The sequence below is a fragment of the Clostridioides sp. ES-W-0016-02 genome (assembly GCF_020641035.1).
In the GTDB taxonomy this organism is placed as follows: domain Bacteria; phylum Bacillota; class Clostridia; order Peptostreptococcales; family Peptostreptococcaceae; genus Clostridioides.
Genome location: NZ_CP061361.1, coordinates 351,007 through 368,517, shown reverse-complemented (window position 1 = coordinate 368,517; position 17,511 = coordinate 351,007). Strand labels below are relative to the sequence as shown.

Here is a 17,511-nt window from a genome sequence, read left to right as displayed (position 1 = left end):
CTTATATTTTTTATATAGTTTACTTATTATATATAGTATTACATAGACAACATTTATTGGTCAACTTTATTTTATATATAGGTTTACTATTATAAAAAAAAATACTGTTCTAAAATAGTATTTGTATAATATCTTATACGTATCATTATTAAAACAGTATTTTTTATTAAAGAATCATTCTTATTAATTTATAAAACTATTCTTGTCTTAACTCCATCCAAGCTTTCCATTGTAACAACCTCTAATCCTTCATACTCTCTAAATAGCCATTTTAAATCCTTCATAGCTTGATTAACCTGACTTTTTGTTAGATTATTTATAAAATATTCTTTTCTAGTTTCCTCATACTCTTTGCTAGTTAAAAAGTTTCTTAGAAAATTAAATGCAAATACACTTGGAATATTGTTTACATTAGCTTTCTTGCTATTTTCTTTCTCATAGTAAATTTTCATAAATGCATACTCCTTTGATACTTTTAAATTTCTCTTACAATAATTATATGCATTTAAGTCCTACTATTCTTATAATTTTATTAATTCATATTCTTTATTTCCCATTCCCATTTCACACGCATAGTCTATTATTCTAGTTCCATTTACATGAGGATGCTCATGTTTAAACACATCATGACCCATTTCCTTACAAACCAAATCATAGCATGCTTGTTCAATTGCTACTGGGTCTGTTGATGCTAATATTCCTATATCATGTGCAATCGGTCTACCTGACCAAGGCACACAATCACAAAGTGGAGTCACATTCATAACAAAAGTTATATATCCTACCTTATCTTTTTTGTTTGATACTGCTCCATAAGCGTATTCTGCCATCTTTTCAACAAATACATCTGAGTCACTTTCCCATTGTATAGTTACTGCTCTAGTTGGACAGACAGTTGGACATTCTCCACATCCATAACACACATCAGAATCTATAATCGCCTTCTTATCTACTATACTTATAGCTTTTGTAGGACAAGAATTAACACATTTTCCACATCCTACACACTTCTTCTCTTTTACTACTGGTGTAACATCAGAATGTTGCATTTGCTTTCCTGCTGCACTTGCACACCCCATAGCTAAATTTTTTAATGCTCCTCCAAAACCTGCTGCTTCATGACCTTTAAAATGACTCATTACTATCATTGCAGAAGAATTATAAATTTCGCCACCTATTTTCACACTTTCAAAATGTTTTTTATCTATTTGTACATTTTCATAATTTCTACTGTACAATCCATCTGCAATTATTACTGGTGCATTTACCACTGCATAGGCAAAACCATTTTCTATAGCTGTTGTAAGATGGTCTACAGAATTTGTTCTACTCCCTGTATATAATGTATTTGTATCTGTTAAAAATGGCTTTCCTTCACAATCTTTAATCTTATCAACCACTTGTCTAACTGCTACAGGACTCATATATGTAGTATTTCCTTTTTCTCCAAAGTGAAGTTTGATTGCTACTTGGTCATTCTTTTCTATTAAATCTTTGAATCCTGCTGTATCAAATAATCTTCTTACATTGTTTGGCACATTTTTATTTTGCGAATTTGAGTATAAGTCACAAAAATATACTTTTGACTTTTCCATATCTACACCCCTTTAAAATATTTACTTGAATTAATTTTATCACTTTTAAAGTAATTTTTTAGTATATTTTACCACAATTAAAGATTCTTATCTTTATTTAATAAAAACAATATTATTTTAACTCCTTACTACATTTTTTTAATTCTTTACTAGTTTAGGCTCTATATACTATAGCATATCTTAAATAACCTATAATCACTATATTATAATCTATCTCCTTTTTTATTTTTAAACAGTTCCTTAAGGTAATAATTTAATTATTATAAAATATAATGAGTACGACTAAAACAAAAAAAAGACTTGAAACTTAAGTTCAAGTCTTTTTTACTTAGATATATTCTTATATATTACTAAGCATATTTTTACACAATACAGTGATATTTACAATTATAATAAAGATATCATTAAACTGGTTTTTTATTAAATAAAATAACAGCTGATAACAGACACACTATTGAAATAATAATTGTTACAATGATTGGAATAATAAATTCTGGAGCTGTCACTTTACCTGAAATCAAATCTATATTTTTTGATACTATGAAATTAGGTGTATAAGGTGCAATCTGTTCAGGAATAGAAATTAAACTCAAAACAAGAGTTACTACTAATACAAGTAATACACTTGCAAATGCTGGTCTAAATAGTACACATCCAAGAATTAATATAGTAATATACATAATACCAATTATCCATAAGTTAAATGCTGAAAATACAACATGATTAAGATTTGCAGTTGGCCAAAAATACATTGTATAACCATAAGTACATAAAAAGCTCAACCAGAAACCAATGGTCATAATAATTACTGCAATAGAAAATTTAGACAATACTACAGACGAACGTGACAATCCTTTAGTCAACATAATGACAAGTGTCCCTTTAGAATATTCGTTTGATAAAATATTACAAAAAATAATTAGAGTTAAACTCATTCCAAGACCAGAAATATTGCCAGAAAACTGTGTCCAAGAATCTAAAGCAGTTGGTAGAGCAGTAACTTTTAAAGTTGGGGCAAAATGAGCAATCAAGTCTGGCATAAATTTAGCAGAAAGAGGACTCATTATTCCAAATATCAAAAATAAAATAATTAGACTAAATAATTTATAATTTCTTACGTTCTCTACAAATTCTTTTTTTGTAAATGCTATGTATTCTCTCACTTTACTACCTCCAAAAATAAATTTTCAAGTGACAATTCTATTAATTCCATCTTTCTTGGACAAAGATTCATTTCTGCAAGTGTAGATATAACTGTTTGTTGTATTGATTTTATATCTTTACCATGGAAAATAATTTCCATATTAGTCTCTTCTGAATCTTTAAGTAAGGATTTAATACTACTACTAGACTTAAATGCTTGTATTTCATCATTACTTGAAAACTCCAATAAAAGTCTATCTTTTCCGTGCATACTTTTTATTTCTGAAAGTGTACCACTCAGAGCGATGCTTCCATTATTTAATATAGCAACATGGTCACAAATTCTTTCAACATCTGACAGTATATGTGTTGAAAATATTACGGTTGTTGAGTCTTTGATTTTAACCATAATATCTAATATTTCTTTTCTACCAACAGGGTCAAGTGCACTTGTTGGTTCATCACAAATAAGTAATTTAGGACGTGAAAGCAATGCTTGAGCTATCCCAAGACGTTGCTTCATTCCACGAGAAAATCCACCTATTCGTTTCTTTTCATTTCCAAGTCCCACAAGTGTCAACAACTCTTCACTTCTTAACTTTATTTCTTGTTTTGAAAGCCCTGTGATTTCTCCACAAAGAGAAAGATATTCAAGTGGTCTCATATAGTTATAAAACTCTGGAACATCAGGTAGATAACCTACATGGCGATTAGAACTTGTTCTTCCATAAGTCACCTTCTCACCAAAAACATTTATAGTTCCACTATCTGCTTCAAGTAACCCAAGCACCATTTTCATTGTTGTAGTCTTGCCTGCACCATTCTTACCTACAAATCCAAATACTGACCCTTCTGGTACAGTAAGATTTAGCTTATCTATTATCTTTCGATTACCAAAACTTTTTGATAACCCATTTATTGAAACAATATTCATCATTCATCACCTCTTCCTATAGTGAAATATAAAATTGGACCTATTATACTTATAAATAGCACTAAAATAATCCATATTGCCTTATTACCAATTTTATAATTTGGATGTTTTATTATATGAATAAGTGCAGTAATTACAAGTATTAAATTTAAAATAATAACAGGAAGTAAAAGTGGTAGATATTCCATTAAATTTTCCATAATCTTATTCCTCCAATAAAGATAATTTTTCTATAAGAAATCTGTATTCCTTGTTCTCATTTAATACAGAGAACATAGGATTATTCTTAATAGCAGCAACAATACCTGCCTTTACAATTGTATCATCACGTGTGATACCTGTTCCAATCTCAGAAATCCAGCAATCAATATGATTAAAAAAGTCATCACTATGTAGCATAATTGGATATATATCACTTATTGCCAAATCTACATATCTTTGTAACGACTTAATAGCTCCTTTAGTATTTCCATGTATTAAATTCATTTGTATCTGAGTCAAATATACAGAAAACATAACACCAGGAGATAATTCATTAAGGTCAAATGTATCTGAAATTATTAAAATACGTCTTTCTATTTCTTCAATTTGTGATTTATCTGAGTTTTGCAGAAGTCCCACTAAATCTTGAACTAATAATGTAAGATTCTGATATGCTCCAATCTGTAACGTTTCATTAGCTTCATTAGTTTGACCATTCATCATTTGTCCCTGTGCAAGAAGTATGCTTTCATTTACCATGGGAAAATTGCTATCTTGAAATAAATCAATAACTTCTATAGGTTGATTTAACAAGATATAACAAGTTGCCTCCATACCTTTTGACTGACGACAAATTTCTATATCATCACTTGTTTCTCGTATTCGAATAAAAATTTCTAATGCTTCACTAATTAATAGTTCACGTTTTTCTTCATCTACAAGGTCATAATGATTAATTATCAAAATACCCATCTGATAAATCAAAGGAAAGCATGAATAATATTTTTTTATGGTTTCTCTTATTTCATCCATAACTTCATCAAATGGTTTAACAGTAAAATCTTTACACAATCGCTGATATAGTTTATTAATATCTTCCTTAATCATTTGTGGTTCGTAGCAAATTAATTCATCAACTGTAATGTTGAAATATGTCGCGAGTTGTGGTAAAAAAGTGATATCAGGATAACTTTGCCCAGTTTCCCATTTAGACACAGAAGCTTTAGAGATACCTATATAATTTGCAAGTTCATCTTGTGTAATTCCTTTTTCTTTACGCTTTAAAATTAGTGTTTTTGCAATGTTTAATTCATTCATATCAACGCCTCCTTTGTATAATTATATCCTTAAATACATAAACCTAACAAGCGATTTGAAGTTGACTTTTGATGAAAAAATCAACCATAGAGAAACAAATAAGCAGGTATCTTAGATACCTGCTTAAATATATTTTTAAATTCAATTTATATAATTTTTTATTTATCATGTTTTTTAAACGTCTTGTATAAAATATCTTTTAATATAAGTACATTATTCTCATTGCTCATCCTGTATTCCTTTTCAAATCTTGAATATAATTCTTCAATAGCTATTTGATACTTTTCTATCCCTTCTATGTCAACATATGTTTCTAAAATAGGATACTTAGAGCTCCATGCTTTTGTCCAGTCAACATCCTTACTAATATTATCAGTTACATCTTTAGAACATAAATTACTTTCATCGATTAAGTAATCATAAGTAATATTAAACAGCTTTGATATATTTTTTATATTTTCTAAGTCTGGCTTAGCTTGCCCTAATTCCCACTTGCTAATAGTTTGTCTAGATACATTTAGTCTTTCAGCCAACAATTCTTGAGAATAATTATATTTCTTTCTTAGTTTTGTAATCTTGTCTTCTAAATTCATATATTAAACTCCTTTCAAGGTAAAAATAATTATATTTCAATTATAAAGTATTAAACTCAATGATTCTACAAAGCAAAGTTTGAAATATGTAAACTTTAGTTTACATACATGATGAATCATTCTATATGAACAATACTAGTATTAATATTTAATTATAGATTTTTTAATAAAAATTAATTATTTATTCTTAAATAATAAAAAAGGCTTGTATTGTAGTTAACTCCAAGTAGTATACTCTATTTAAGAATTGAGTAAAACATAATGAGTTTTATGTAGAGATATTGTACAGTTTATAAATCATATCATACTAAAAAGGAAATAAGGGAATTGTTTTCTAAACTTACAGGTGTTAATGTTGATGAAAGCCTATATTTAATACCACCATTTTATACAGATTTTGGAGAAAATATAAGAGTTGGAAAGGATGTATTTATTAACCATGCTTGTACATTCATGGATAGAAGTGGAATTACGATTGCAGATGATGTACTGATTGGACCTTAAGGTAAATCTTATAACAATAAACCCTCCTTTAGAGCCCTCAGAAAGACATTCCACTGTATCTACACCCATAGTTATAAAGAGGAATGCTTGATTAAGTGCAGGAGCAATGATTATGCCAGATATTACAGTAAGTGAAAATACTGTTGTTTCTGCAGGAGCAGTAGTCACAAATGATGTACCTCCAAATACTGTGGTTGCAGGTATCCCTGCTAAGATAATAAAAACTGTATGTTAGATTCTAAGTTTAAATTTGGTTATTAGTTCAATAGAATATTATTATAGTATTTCAATAAAAAAGACATTTTTAATTTAATTAAGTTTGTCTTTTTTTATTGATTTTTATTATACTCATTTCAAGTTTTATTGTCAAAGTTCTTGACAAGTAAACTTGTCATAAGTATAATAAAAGTACCAAGTAAACTTGGCATCCAAATAGGAGGTATCTTACATGAATAAAGAAGAAATTTTAAGTAAGAGTCGTCAATCCACTAAAGATGAAGGCTTAGAGTATATTGAAAATAAAGGCAGAAAAATAGGATATTCAATTTTCATATGTGTCTTCGCTTTCATTGTAATATTTAACGCCTTTATTGGACAAAAGAGTGATGCAGTATCTGCTTTATTTTGGACATTTGGTCTTGCTGAAAATATAGCAAAATACCAATTCACACATGAAAAAAAGAATTTAATTTTGGCTATTGGTTTCTTAATTACAACTATATTCTCATTAACTAATTTTGTTTTATCATCATTAAGGTAAGCAATATGAATGAAGAATTAATATTAAAAAATCACTTAAAAATAGCAAGAACAGAGAAAAAATTATCTCAAAGTCAGCTAGCTGAAATGGTCGGCGTGTCAAGAAACACTATTAGTTCAATAGAAACAGGTCAGTTTAATCCAACAGCAAAATTAGCACTTATTTTATGTATAGCTCTAGATAAAAAATTTGAAGATTTATTTTACTTTGAATAAAATGTATTGTAGTCATAAAATATAAAAGAAACCATAGTTATTGTATATTTTATTCACTTCTAAAACTCAAAATAAAAAGAGTTAAATAAATAAATAAAACAAAAAGAGTAAATGGTTAGATATTTATTATCTTATCACTTTACTCTTTTATTTATTTTAAAGTCTTATACATCTCTTTAATACCCTACATTCCATATTCATTAAAATAACTCCTATTTTCAAAAACCTCATTTTTAAATCCATATGTTGTCTAAATATAAAATAAATATACAGGTACCTTAATAAATATGTTGCAAAATTATTAAGGTACCTGTATAATATATTTCATAAGGTGCCTTATCATTATAAATCATATTATTTAGGAGGATAACATGGAAAATGAAAAATCAAACATTAAATATTTAAAAGAAGAACCAATAAAAAAAACTATTCTTTATTTATCTATTCCTATGATGATAGGAATGTCAGCTGGAACTATCTATAATGTAATTAATGCCTACTTTATAGGTTTAGTTCATGACACAGCTATGCTTAGTGCAATAACATTGGGACTCCCTATATTTACAATTCTAATGGCTTTTGGAAATATGTTTGGCGTTGGTGGTAGTACATTCATAACTAGGCTAATTGCACAAAATAATAGTGATGAAGCCAAGAAAATTGCTGGATATACTTTTTATGCAAGTATTATAACAGGTCTATTGATAGGTCTAATTGGCTACTTACTAATGAATCCTATTATTAGATTATTAGGTTCCGATATGACTACATTTGAATATACAAAACAATATGCAATTACACTATTTGTTGGCGGATTTTCTATTATATTGAACTTCTCTCTTGAACAAATTGTAAGGTCTGAAGGTGCATCAAAAGAATCTATGTATGGTATGTTTGTAAGTGTAATAGTTAGTATCATATTAGATGTTTTATTTATACTAGTTCTTAATATGCATGTGTATGGTGCTGCATTATCAATGATACTTTCTAACATTGCATCTAGTGCTTATTATGTTTGGTATTTAAATGTTAAAAGCGAGAACCTTAGAGGGTTTTTACATTACATAAAAATCAGCATAAACAGTCAAGTTGAAATATATAAAGTTGGTGTATCCCAATTAATCCAATGCTCTTTCTTAATTGTGACTACATTATTATCCAATAACTACTCTATGCAATATGGAAATAACATAGTTGCTAGTTTTGGTATAGCACTTAGAATTGCTCAAATTCCAGAATTCTTTGTTATGGGTATTGTTTTAGGTGTAATGCCACTTATAGCATATAATTTTTCTAATAAGAATATACCTCGTTTAAAGGAAAGTATAAAGTATTCTGCTTTATTCATATTTGTAATCGCAGTTGTATTTTCAGGAGTTGTTTATATATTTAGAACCCAAGTAATACAAACATTCTCAGTTGATACGTCAGTTATTGAAATAGGAACGTATGTATTGGTAGCTATGTTAGTATCTGCCTTATTCAATGGAGTTACATCTTTATTTATGACAATATATCAAGCATCAGGAAAAGGCATTGAAACAGGTATAATGTCTATAAGCCAAGGTGGATTGTATATACCTATAGTAATATTGCTTAATTATTTTTATGGACTTGATGGGCTAATATGGTCTATGACAGTAACAGAAATTATAACATTTTTAATAGGTGCAGTTTTATATATACCTTATAGTATAAAACTTAAAAAGGCATCAACTAAAAATAAAGTAAGTCTTATATAAGATTTACTTTATTTTTAATTTTAATGTTAGTCAATACAAATTATTTTATTATATGTAATTATTAATATATTAATCAATTTTATTAAAAATAACAGACTTCTCTTTTAAAGAGATTTTTCCTACTTGATATCCATATTCATTTAATTCTTTTTTATATTTTAAAAACGAATGGTCTATCTCTATTCCTGCAATATCTTTTATTTCTTCAAAAGTTAATTTAAATGATTGATTACCATTTTTCTTGACATATTCCCATAAAGAACTATATTTGCTCATTTTATATCACTCCTTTTAAAATTATATCTTATCTATTAGTTTATATTCTATCACTATTAATTTATAAAGTTATGCTACTTATTATTTATATGAAAAAATATACAAATAATAAGTAGCAATTTTTTATAATTATCATATTTTCTTCATATTTAAGAAAAGTCACTCATAGTTAAAATATTTTTTTTAAGAAAGTTTACTTCATCAGAAAACAAATTTTAATTGTTCTTATTTTTATTATGTAATTATTCAAGACAATATGTCATTGTTGAAATACAACTCTAATAACTAAATATTTTTATACATTCACTATTTAAAAATCTTTTTTATTGAATTTAAGTTAAATTTATCGACATTTCAGTAATAGCGTTTTCTTCATTTTCAATATGAATGTAGATTCTATTATAATTAAAGCTCTACATCAATCTTTTTACCACTCATTGAACAACAACTAACTTTTGCCTTATCAATAGAAAATATTTCAAACTTACCGTCTCCTACAGAGTACATCTGACCTAAACTTGGCATTATTTCAAGTGCCTTAGCTTGTGTTTCTTTTGATGTAACGAATACTGCTTCACCCAAAATACGTAGAGTATTAAGTTTTTGGTCTATACAGCAAAGCTCAACCTTTGGATTAAAAATAAGTTGCTTAAACATATCTTTTTGATTAGATGTGCAAAATGTAAGTTTGCCATCATATTCCATAGCAAATCCTAGAGGACGCACATGTGCTTGATTGTTCTCATCAGCTGTTGCTAAATAATAAACTCCTGCTTTGTTCAAAAATTCTAATACTTTCATAATTTTTACACCCCTTTTAAATACTTGTATTAAGGATTATCCTTTGATATAATTTTAATATAAAATAAGAAAAAAACAAGTATGCAGTTTTTTCTGATAAAGTATAAAAAAGATACTATTGGAATTGAGGAGTGAATTAAAATGAGTTTGTATAATAAAAATAATATAACTGAAAATGCTGAAGAATTAACTTGCCCTATACGTTACGCATTAGATATTGTTGGTGGAAAGTGGAAATTGCCTATTATATGTATGTTAGCAGTTGATAATCCAATTAGGTATAGTAGTATAAAAAGAAAATTAGATGGAATTACAAATACTATGCTAGCTCAATCATTAAAAGATTTAGAGTCTGATGGTATTGTTCATCGTAAACAATACAATGAAATTCCTCCAAAAGTTGAATATACATTAACAGATAAAGGTAAAAGTATTGTACCTATTTTGCGACAGTTTGCTAATTGGGGCGCTATTAATATGCAGGAGAAAAACACATGCGGACTTAATTGTAAGGAATGTCGAAAAATAACTTAATCATATAATATACAATCATTACAAACTTTTTTTTAGTTCTTTAATAATATATAAAAATATTTTTGTTAGTTTTCAATATTTGCTATATATATTTATTTCTATATAAAATTTGTTATTATATATAATTTTAAAATTTAAGATAAGGGGAATTAATATGTCAAATAATATTAAAATAATAAAAAAAGAAATAAACTATTTCTTATTAATAAATTTTTTACTGATTGCTTTTACATCAATATTTTTATTTTTGTCAATATCAAAACCAAATAACAGTGAACTTATATCAAGCTTCGCTGGATTATTTATGTATATTCCTGCATTTTCAGCAATTGTTGTCCTAAAAAAAGTTTCTAATTACAAGTTTGATTCAACAGTGGATAAATTTTTAAAGTTTTTTGCTATAACTACAATTGTGAGAATAGTAATATCTATAGCTGAAACATTTTTAATGCATAGTAGTATTATTTCTTCAACAATAGATACATTAACATCTTTTTATCTTTTAGCAGTTGTTCTTTACAATGAATTTCAATTTGAAGTTTTAAATTTATCTTTAAGTAAAAATTTCAAAAAAGTTTTAGGCATTCTATTAATATTCTTGATATTAATTATAGTTAGAAATATTATTGATAAAGAAAGTTTATCAATTAATGTTGTAAATAAATTTGTCACAGTATTTATAAATATAATTATAAATTTATGTTTTGGTTTTAATTTATTTTTTGGAGAAGAATTTGGATGGAGATACTTTCTTCAACCTAGACTACAAAAGATTTATGGCAAAAAATTTGGTGTATTAATTTTAGGTTTTATATGGGGAATTTGGCATTTGCCTCTTTGTGTCACTTTGTACAGTCCCGAAACCCCATTTTATTGTGTTATTTCTCAGATAGCATATTGTACCTTTATAGGAATATTTTTAGGATATACCTATATGAAGACCAAAAACCTTTGGGCGCCAATATTAATCCACTTAGTAAATAACACTGTTTCTATTATACTTGGAGGAAGTATTGAGTCTATATTTACATTAGAATCACTATTATGGAGTATTCTAGTTGATGCTATATTGTTTTTACCATTCTTATTTACTAGAGAGTACAAAACTAATAACTATGATGAAAGTTCTAACTAGTCTATAAATACATAAATCTCTAGACATAGAGGCTTTTTATATTTGTCCATAATATTGATAAAATACCTGTTTTAATATATAGAAGAATAGTCCTTATGGTATTAAGTAAAATAAAATTACTTTTTATGTAAATTTTAATAATTTACTCATTTTAAAAACCACTTTTCATTAGATGTAAAAAAGTGGTTTTTAAAATAATATTTCTACATTTAATTTTTAGTTCATTCTTATCTAAAACAGATTATTATATATTTATATCAATCTAAAAATATCCATTTTATGTTTTATGGTATAATAAAAATAATACATATCTTACTTTATTTTAAGTAAAATAATTTCTTAGTTTAATTTATATAGAACAGTTAAATTGGCAAAAATCAATCTAATAAAGGACTTCATAAATTTAAATATGGATATAGAAGTAGTTCTTCAAAATCTAGTCGTTATTTTACATTGCTCAAATGATGAAATCTCAATCAACTGGGCAACAAAAGAATTATCTGGATACAATAAAGACGATAGCCTTCCTAAATACAGAACATTATCACTTATTACAAAAACCTGGTACACATATAAAGGCTACAGTAAATATTGATTTAACTGATGTTAATGATATAATATCAAAAGTAAAAGTAAATATTTTAGATATACTATTACTTATTGAAAAAAAATTTGGAAATTTATATGACCTCGATATTGATATATCAGAAACAAATGGAAAAGAGCCAGAAAATATAATTCAATATATTCAAGTTAAGCTATATGATAATAGTATAAGTATAGGAGATAACAATAAAATCAAGAAATCTAATATAACAACCAATGAAGGAAATTCAATATCAATGCTTAAAAAACTAATTCATTTAAAAAAACATACTAAGAATTAATAAAAAGATATAAATTTGTATCAAATCCACATTTTGTGGTGTAATGAAAAGCAAGAAGGACTATACTTTATCGCTGTAGAGTATAGTCCAGAAATTATTGATTATTTTTTTTGAACTTAACTTTTAGTTCAAAACTAAAGCTACTCTTTCGTGAACTGTACCCACTGTTTTATACAGTTAAACCATATAAAAATAGGTTTTGCATTTGGATATAGTTCTATTGCTTTATCAAAAGTTTCGAACACCAAGTTATTGTTATTTGATTTTCCAATAACATATGAAATTATACTTCTATCGCCTAAATCTAGAATTGCACTTAAATAGACCTTCATCCCATTGGTTAATTTAAATTCAGTTACATCTGTTAACCATTTTTAAGAGGTTTTATCTGCACTAAATTTTCTACTTAATACATTTCCAGCAATTACTTCTAGTATACATTTAACATAACTGAATTTCTTTTTTCTACAAACAGACCTTAGACCTACGGCTCTCATTAGTCTGTACACTCTCTTGTGATTGACATAAGTTTATACTCTCGGTTTAACTGCAGAGTCATCCTTAAAGAGCCAAAAACCCCATTCTTTTCTTCATATATCTTAGTTATCAAAGCTGCTAATTTAATGTTTTCAAGTTCTAAATTACTTTTATATCGATTGAGCCATTTATAGTATGTTTACAAAAATTTTTAGTTTAAATTATAATTTTATAAAAAACTAAATAATTTCAATATTACAATTAATAGATGATAAAATTAAAACTATATTGTTTAGAAAAATAATTAAGAATTTGAAATGGTGTATCTACCATATTATATTTTAAATATTTTTTAAAAGTTAATATATAAAAACAGGATGAGTATATAAGTCACCCTGTTTTATATATTAAACTCTAAATTTAATAAGCTCAAGTGTGTCATTTAATGCTGACATACTATCTATTTGAATCATTAACCACTTACTTCCATTAAAGAATTTTATCTCATTATACAATTGCTTTATATAATCACAACAAGTATTAATAAATAAGTCAACCTCAACTCTATTACTTTCATTTACAATGACTAAAGCTTTGAAGGAACCTTCTTGAGGATATAAGGTACATAATGACTTTCCTCTTTTTTTGTATTTTACATTCCAACCTCTTTGCATTGAACATTTGCTATATTCAAGCTTAGGCTCTACATCATAAGTTGAAGTCAAAGCATTATTTAGATTGTCCCATAATGGACTATTTATAAACGCTTTGATTTGTTCAGGTGTTGGTTTATTATCTTGAAAAAACATATCTTGCCAATCCATATTCATCACCCTTTCTATTGTTCAATAGACACTGGAATAGTCCAATGTTCCATATATGCCACTTCAGGTGTAGTAGGATAATACATTTCAATCGCAAAATCAGTGGCTATTAAATTATGATTCTTCATCCATCTTTCCATAAACTTATCCGCTTTAAAAACAGCTGAATCAACTAACTCATTAAAATTTTCTGCTTCAAATCCACACACTAAATATTCTTTAGCAGGTAACTCAAAAATACTATATCCTTCCACCAATGTACCTGGCTCCACTTCTATACCTGCCATATACATACAATTACCTTCTTTTGCACTTCCCATATAAAGAGCAGCAAATTCATTTCCACCTGGGATTTTATTTGGTATATTGTGTTTTTGACTTCCAAGTTTCATCCATAATTCCTTTGCTATCGCTATGCCAGTTGTCTCACCACCCATCAACTGGCAAATAGGTATTTCTTTTTCTATTCCAATAAAAGTCCTTGGGTTACTCAATCTCCTGCGAGTTACTTCAATTACTATATCATCGGCAATCAGTGGCACACCTTCATCAACCATAACATAATTTAAAATTAATTCTGGCTTAACAAATTGATTAAGTTTTACTGGATTTGCTCTATATTCCTCTGGAGTTAATCCATATGCTTTTTTAAAAGCACGTGTAAATGTCTCATGGCTATCAAATCCAAAATTTAAAGCTACATCAAGTATACGATTTTTATTTTCTGCTAAGTATTCTGAAGCTTTTGCAAGGCGACGAAGCTTTATATATTCCATTACGGTCTTATTAACTAACCTTTTAAATAATCGTTGATAATAAAATGGTGATAAATTAGCTGCATTTGCTAAATCATCAATAGATATTTCTTCTGATAACCTTTCTTCTATCAAGTCTAGTGTAGTTTGAATGGATTCCCATGCATGCATATTATAATTCCTCCTTATAGTTATCTTAAGCTTCTATATTTATATTATCAAAATCATAAAAATTCTTCTTGATATACAGTGCCTTTTTTAATCTTTACAATACTTACCAACAAGATTATTTAAACTTATTTAACTTGTCTTTAGACAAGTATTCTCCCACTTCTAAGTAATATCATAAGTGGTTATTAGTTCTCTACTCTATGTTAAATATTGTAATATTAATAATAGGCTATATGACAATTACAATATTTTATTGTAAACATAAAGTATTGCAGTAAAAATAAAATATAGCAAATCTTATTTGAAGATTTGCTATATTATATATTTTATTAAATTGTTTTTAAACACTGTATTTATTTCTTTACTAAAAAATTCCTTCATATCATCCAACTGCTCTTTAGTATATACATATTTTCCATATCCAAATTGACCATATTTAAACTTTCTATCATCATTTTCCATTGGCAATAATGTGTCTGGATAAATTTCTAATATTCTATTTTTAGCTTTAGTTGTATATCTATGAGATATAACTTCAAATATAATTTTTCTATCAAAATCTTTTGGAAGAGCTTCTTTTATACTTCTAATCAGACTTCTATACTCCTCTTCCCAACCTTCATATAAAAACACAGGAGCTATTATAAATCCAATCTGATATCCAACTTTTGCAAGCTTTACAGCTGATTCTATTCTTTTCTTTGCAGAAGCTGTATAATGCTCATGTCCATCTATAATTCTAGGTGTATTTATGCTAAATCTTATCTCTGTATGGTTATTATGCTCAGCATCCAACAAGCTATCTACATCACTGTATTTAGTAACAAATCTAAATCTTCCTTTTTCTTCTCTTCCAAAAAACTCTATTGTCTTTTTCAATGAATTGGTATATGGCTCTACTGGAACAGGGTCTGATGTAGCTGCTCCTTCAAATATGGTTACTTGTGGTTTTCTATCTTCAATATACTTCTTTGTTTGTTCAAGTATCTCATCTATATTTACAAACACCCTTATAAAGGGTTTATCACCTAGTTGTGTGTTTAAATAACAATATTCACATCTTCCCATACATCCACTGACAAGTGGTAATTGATAGTTGGCAGAAGGTTTACATGTTTGAAATTTTAAGCTTTTCCTAGTGCCAACTACCATGGTTTGTTTTCCATTTCTATATTGTTCATATAGATTTTCTCCTGGGATATGTTCCTTAATCCTATTTGATGATATCTTAATTATTTCTACATCTTTTTTATCCTTAAATTTATCATATATGTTTTTCCCAATATCAGTATCTAAGCTACCTTTTTCAAATATTATTCTTTTAGGATTAAACATTTATTTCACCTCTACTTAAAGTTTTTAAAATGAAGATTTTTATAAAATATTACTTAGTTAATCTTCCCCTTTTTAAGTTTCTTTATTTATCAGAAAGTAAAATAAACATTTGAGATAAATTTATTTTTTTGCATTAACTAATTACAAGTTTATTTACTTATAACAACTAACACAACCAATTTTTATCTAAAATTTAATTTATAAATTTAATTTACAAAGATTTATAGTATATTTCTCTTATTTGTTCCTTATTAAAAGTCTTTGGATGTCTCTTAATATTTGCAGCAGATATTTTCATACAGTTATCAGTTAACCAATCAATATCTGATTTTACAATACCTAAGTCACTTAGCTTTATATCTAAATCTATCTTTTTAAGGAAATTTTTAACTGCACCTGAACAATCTTCTGCACAAGTTCCACCCAATATTTTTGATATATTTCCAAACCTTTCAATATCACTATCCCATGAACTTTCTACAATAGTTGGTGTTAAAGCTGCAAGCCCTTTTCCATGCATTACATCTCTAAGACCACTTACAGGATGCTCCATTCCATGTTGAAGAGTTGTTCCAGCTGTACCAATTGTCATCCCACCAATAGTGCTTGCAAGTGTTATTTTCTCCCAAGCTTCTAAATCATCAGAATTATTGTATACATTTACTAAGCTTTCTGATATAAGTTCAATCCCATAGATAGCCTGTACATCTGCAAGAGGATTTCTTCCATTAGAAAGATATGCTTCTATGTTGTGAGCAAGTGCATCAAATCCAACGGATGCAATTATATGTTTTGGCATTGTTACCATAAGCTCTGGGTCAATTATTGAGGCTTTTGCATACATGCTATTCTTTTTTATAGATTTTTTATCTTTAGTATCTGAATTTGTAAGCACTGCAAAACAATTCCCTTCACTACCTGTGCCTGATGTTGTTGGAACTAAAACTATGGGTAGAGCCTCTTCACCTTGTTTAATTCCAAATATGTAATCATTTAAATCACCTGGATTTTTATAAGAAAAAGCTATACTTTTAGCTGCATCCATTATACTTCCACCACCAAGACCTAAAACACAATCACAACCAGTTTCTTTTATAGCTTCTACGCCTGCATATATAGTAGTTATAAGAGGATTTTGCTCTACTCTATCAAAAACTTCATATTCTACTTTAGCACCTTTTAGCAAATCTATTGTCTTATCAAGTAACCCTGTTTTCTTTGTACTGTTTTTCCCAGTTACAATTAATACTTTTTTACCATATTTAGATACTTCTATTCCTACATCATTAATTCTTCCTCTTCCAAATAAAATATTTACTGGCAAACTATAATTAAAATTCATGCTAAAACCTCCTATTTTTCTACTTTAGTAATAACTTTATTTTTTAATAAAAGTATAATTATGTATTGAAACATAATTTATAAAATAATCTTTTACTTAATTATATGTATTATTTTATTTCATATCAAGTTAACTCTATTTAATCAAATATATTTCTTGCTGAAGTACCGTTAAATGATTAAAACTTAA

Annotated in this window: 22 protein-coding genes; 8 read left to right on the top strand and 14 right to left on the bottom strand. The window is 27.2% G+C overall.

The annotated features are described in order from the left end of the window. Positions 1-188: 188 nt before the first annotated feature. The 7 genes from IC758_RS02090 to IC758_RS02060 all read right to left on the bottom strand — a co-directional run bounded on the left by IC758_RS02090 (position 189) and on the right by IC758_RS02060 (position 5,564). Positions 189-452: a hypothetical protein gene (locus tag IC758_RS02090; RefSeq protein ID WP_021382847.1), complete on the bottom strand. Its 264-nt coding sequence runs from the start codon at positions 450-452 to the stop codon at positions 189-191. Between the two features lie 69 nt (positions 453-521). Beyond that, entirely contained in the window at positions 522-1,595 is a 1,074-nt protein-coding gene (locus IC758_RS02085) for a DUF362 domain-containing protein (protein ID WP_227434710.1), read from the bottom strand. A gap of 404 nt (positions 1,596-1,999) precedes the next feature. Further along, entirely contained in the window at positions 2,000-2,758 is a 759-nt protein-coding gene (locus tag IC758_RS02080) for an ABC transporter permease (RefSeq protein WP_227434709.1), read from the bottom strand. Next, positions 2,755-3,675, bottom strand: a complete 921-nt coding sequence (locus tag IC758_RS02075) for an ATP-binding cassette domain-containing protein (protein WP_413927359.1) — start codon at positions 3,673-3,675, stop codon at positions 2,755-2,757. The genes IC758_RS02080 and IC758_RS02075 overlap by 4 nt, the downstream gene beginning before the upstream one ends. After that, the gene (locus IC758_RS02070; RefSeq protein WP_227434707.1) at positions 3,672-3,872 is read right to left on the bottom strand and encodes a PLD nuclease N-terminal domain-containing protein; all 201 of its coding nucleotides are present in this window, start codon (positions 3,870-3,872) and stop codon (positions 3,672-3,674) included. Before IC758_RS02070 ends, IC758_RS02075 begins: the two co-directional genes overlap by 4 nt. Before the next feature lie 4 nt (positions 3,873-3,876). After that, a complete protein-coding gene (locus tag IC758_RS02065) occupies positions 3,877-4,971 on the bottom strand; it encodes a helix-turn-helix domain-containing protein (RefSeq protein WP_227434706.1) in 1,095 nt (364 codons plus the stop codon). A 158-nt stretch (positions 4,972-5,129) separates the two neighbouring features. Then, positions 5,130-5,564, bottom strand: coding sequence for a helix-turn-helix domain-containing protein (locus tag IC758_RS02060; RefSeq protein ID WP_227434705.1), 435 nt, complete (start codon positions 5,562-5,564; stop codon positions 5,130-5,132). 327 nt (positions 5,565-5,891) lie between these two features. Here IC758_RS02060 and IC758_RS02055 point away from each other — a divergent pair, with 327 nt between their 5' ends. From IC758_RS02055 to IC758_RS02040, 5 genes are all read left to right on the top strand, one after another. Beyond that, on the top strand, positions 5,892-6,068 hold the full coding sequence (locus tag IC758_RS02055) for a hypothetical protein (RefSeq protein WP_227434704.1): 177 nt from the start codon (positions 5,892-5,894) through the stop codon (positions 6,066-6,068). A gap of 112 nt (positions 6,069-6,180) precedes the next feature. Further along, entirely contained in the window at positions 6,181-6,303 is a 123-nt protein-coding gene (locus IC758_RS20995) for a hypothetical protein (RefSeq protein ID WP_255613004.1), read from the top strand. 213 nt (positions 6,304-6,516) lie between these two features. Beyond that, the gene (locus tag IC758_RS02050; protein ID WP_227434703.1) at positions 6,517-6,828 is read left to right on the top strand and encodes a DUF6442 family protein; all 312 of its coding nucleotides are present in this window, start codon (positions 6,517-6,519) and stop codon (positions 6,826-6,828) included. Positions 6,829-6,833: 5 nt separating this feature from the next. After that, positions 6,834-7,043, top strand: a complete 210-nt coding sequence (locus IC758_RS02045; protein WP_021382875.1) for a helix-turn-helix transcriptional regulator — start codon at positions 6,834-6,836, stop codon at positions 7,041-7,043. Between the two features lie 371 nt (positions 7,044-7,414). Continuing rightward, positions 7,415-8,785 carry an MATE family efflux transporter gene (locus IC758_RS02040; protein WP_227434702.1) on the top strand — a complete coding sequence of 457 codons (1,371 nt, stop codon included), beginning with the start codon at positions 7,415-7,417 and terminating at the stop codon, positions 8,783-8,785. Positions 8,786-8,854: 69 nt separating this feature from the next. On the opposite strand, the gene IC758_RS02035 is transcribed toward IC758_RS02040, so the two are convergent. Both IC758_RS02035 and IC758_RS02030 read right to left on the bottom strand, forming a co-directional pair. Then, entirely contained in the window at positions 8,855-9,061 is a 207-nt protein-coding gene (locus IC758_RS02035) for a hypothetical protein (protein ID WP_227434701.1), read from the bottom strand. A gap of 405 nt (positions 9,062-9,466) precedes the next feature. Then, positions 9,467-9,862 (bottom strand): pyridoxamine 5'-phosphate oxidase family protein, encoded by a 396-nt coding sequence (locus IC758_RS02030; protein WP_227434700.1) that lies wholly within the window; start codon positions 9,860-9,862, stop codon positions 9,467-9,469. Between the two features lie 141 nt (positions 9,863-10,003). Between IC758_RS02030 and IC758_RS02025 the strand changes: the two genes are divergently transcribed. The 3 genes from IC758_RS02025 to IC758_RS21145 all read left to right on the top strand — a co-directional run bounded on the left by IC758_RS02025 (position 10,004) and on the right by IC758_RS21145 (position 12,126). Beyond that, the gene (locus IC758_RS02025; RefSeq protein ID WP_227434699.1) at positions 10,004-10,396 is read left to right on the top strand and encodes a winged helix-turn-helix transcriptional regulator; all 393 of its coding nucleotides are present in this window, start codon (positions 10,004-10,006) and stop codon (positions 10,394-10,396) included. 154 nt (positions 10,397-10,550) lie between these two features. After that, positions 10,551-11,531 (top strand): CPBP family intramembrane glutamic endopeptidase, encoded by a 981-nt coding sequence (locus IC758_RS02020; RefSeq protein ID WP_227434698.1) that lies wholly within the window; start codon positions 10,551-10,553, stop codon positions 11,529-11,531. Positions 11,532-11,940: 409 nt separating this feature from the next. Further along, positions 11,941-12,126, top strand: a complete 186-nt coding sequence (locus tag IC758_RS21145; protein WP_413926676.1) for a hypothetical protein — start codon at positions 11,941-11,943, stop codon at positions 12,124-12,126. A 666-nt stretch (positions 12,127-12,792) separates the two neighbouring features. Here the strand turns inward: IC758_RS21145 and IC758_RS21140 are convergent. From IC758_RS21140 to IC758_RS01990, 5 genes are all read right to left on the bottom strand, one after another. Further along, positions 12,793-12,915 (bottom strand): hypothetical protein, encoded by a 123-nt coding sequence (locus IC758_RS21140; protein ID WP_413927695.1) that lies wholly within the window; start codon positions 12,913-12,915, stop codon positions 12,793-12,795. Between the two features lie 387 nt (positions 12,916-13,302). After that, positions 13,303-13,719, bottom strand: coding sequence for a DUF3788 domain-containing protein (locus IC758_RS02005; protein ID WP_227434697.1), 417 nt, complete (start codon positions 13,717-13,719; stop codon positions 13,303-13,305). 14 nt (positions 13,720-13,733) lie between these two features. Beyond that, positions 13,734-14,645 carry an AraC family transcriptional regulator gene (locus IC758_RS02000; RefSeq protein ID WP_227434696.1) on the bottom strand — a complete coding sequence of 304 codons (912 nt, stop codon included), beginning with the start codon at positions 14,643-14,645 and terminating at the stop codon, positions 13,734-13,736. Positions 14,646-14,957: 312 nt separating this feature from the next. Beyond that, entirely contained in the window at positions 14,958-15,980 is a 1,023-nt protein-coding gene (splB, locus tag IC758_RS01995) for a spore photoproduct lyase (protein WP_227434695.1), read from the bottom strand. A 211-nt stretch (positions 15,981-16,191) separates the two neighbouring features. Then, entirely contained in the window at positions 16,192-17,322 is a 1,131-nt protein-coding gene (locus IC758_RS01990; RefSeq protein ID WP_227434694.1) for an iron-containing alcohol dehydrogenase, read from the bottom strand. Positions 17,323-17,511 lie beyond the last annotated feature (189 nt).

Coding starts and splice junctions, on each gene's coding strand:
- IC758_RS02090 (WP_021382847.1), bottom strand. CDS start 452: ATGAAAATTTACTATGAGAAAGAAAATAGCAAGAAAGCTAATGTAAAC.
- IC758_RS02085 (WP_227434710.1), bottom strand. CDS start 1,595: ATGGAAAAGTCAAAAGTATATTTTTGTGACTTATACTCAAATTCGCAA.
- IC758_RS02075 (WP_413927359.1), bottom strand. CDS start 3,675: ATGATGAATATTGTTTCAATAAATGGGTTATCAAAAAGTTTTGGTAAT.
- IC758_RS02070 (WP_227434707.1), bottom strand. CDS start 3,872: ATGGAAAATTTAATGGAATATCTACCACTTTTACTTCCTGTTATTATT.
- IC758_RS02065 (WP_227434706.1), bottom strand. CDS start 4,971: ATGAATGAATTAAACATTGCAAAAACACTAATTTTAAAGCGTAAAGAA.
- IC758_RS02060 (WP_227434705.1), bottom strand. CDS start 5,564: ATGAATTTAGAAGACAAGATTACAAAACTAAGAAAGAAATATAATTAT.
- IC758_RS20995 (WP_255613004.1), top strand. CDS start 6,181: ATGCCAGATATTACAGTAAGTGAAAATACTGTTGTTTCTGCAGGAGCA.
- IC758_RS02050 (WP_227434703.1), top strand. CDS start 6,517: ATGAATAAAGAAGAAATTTTAAGTAAGAGTCGTCAATCCACTAAAGAT.
- IC758_RS02045 (WP_021382875.1), top strand. CDS start 6,834: ATGAATGAAGAATTAATATTAAAAAATCACTTAAAAATAGCAAGAACA.
- IC758_RS02040 (WP_227434702.1), top strand. CDS start 7,415: ATGGAAAATGAAAAATCAAACATTAAATATTTAAAAGAAGAACCAATA.
- IC758_RS02035 (WP_227434701.1), bottom strand. CDS start 9,061: ATGAGCAAATATAGTTCTTTATGGGAATATGTCAAGAAAAATGGTAAT.
- IC758_RS02030 (WP_227434700.1), bottom strand. CDS start 9,862: ATGAAAGTATTAGAATTTTTGAACAAAGCAGGAGTTTATTATTTAGCA.
- IC758_RS02025 (WP_227434699.1), top strand. CDS start 10,004: ATGAGTTTGTATAATAAAAATAATATAACTGAAAATGCTGAAGAATTA.
- IC758_RS02020 (WP_227434698.1), top strand. CDS start 10,551: ATGTCAAATAATATTAAAATAATAAAAAAAGAAATAAACTATTTCTTA.
- IC758_RS21145 (WP_413926676.1), top strand. CDS start 11,941: ATGGATATAGAAGTAGTTCTTCAAAATCTAGTCGTTATTTTACATTGC.
- IC758_RS21140 (WP_413927695.1), bottom strand. CDS start 12,915: ATGAGAGCCGTAGGTCTAAGGTCTGTTTGTAGAAAAAAGAAATTCAGT.
- IC758_RS02005 (WP_227434697.1), bottom strand. CDS start 13,719: ATGGATTGGCAAGATATGTTTTTTCAAGATAATAAACCAACACCTGAA.
- IC758_RS02000 (WP_227434696.1), bottom strand. CDS start 14,645: ATGCATGCATGGGAATCCATTCAAACTACACTAGACTTGATAGAAGAA.
- splB (WP_227434695.1), bottom strand. CDS start 15,980: ATGTTTAATCCTAAAAGAATAATATTTGAAAAAGGTAGCTTAGATACT.
- IC758_RS01990 (WP_227434694.1), bottom strand. CDS start 17,322: ATGAATTTTAATTATAGTTTGCCAGTAAATATTTTATTTGGAAGAGGA.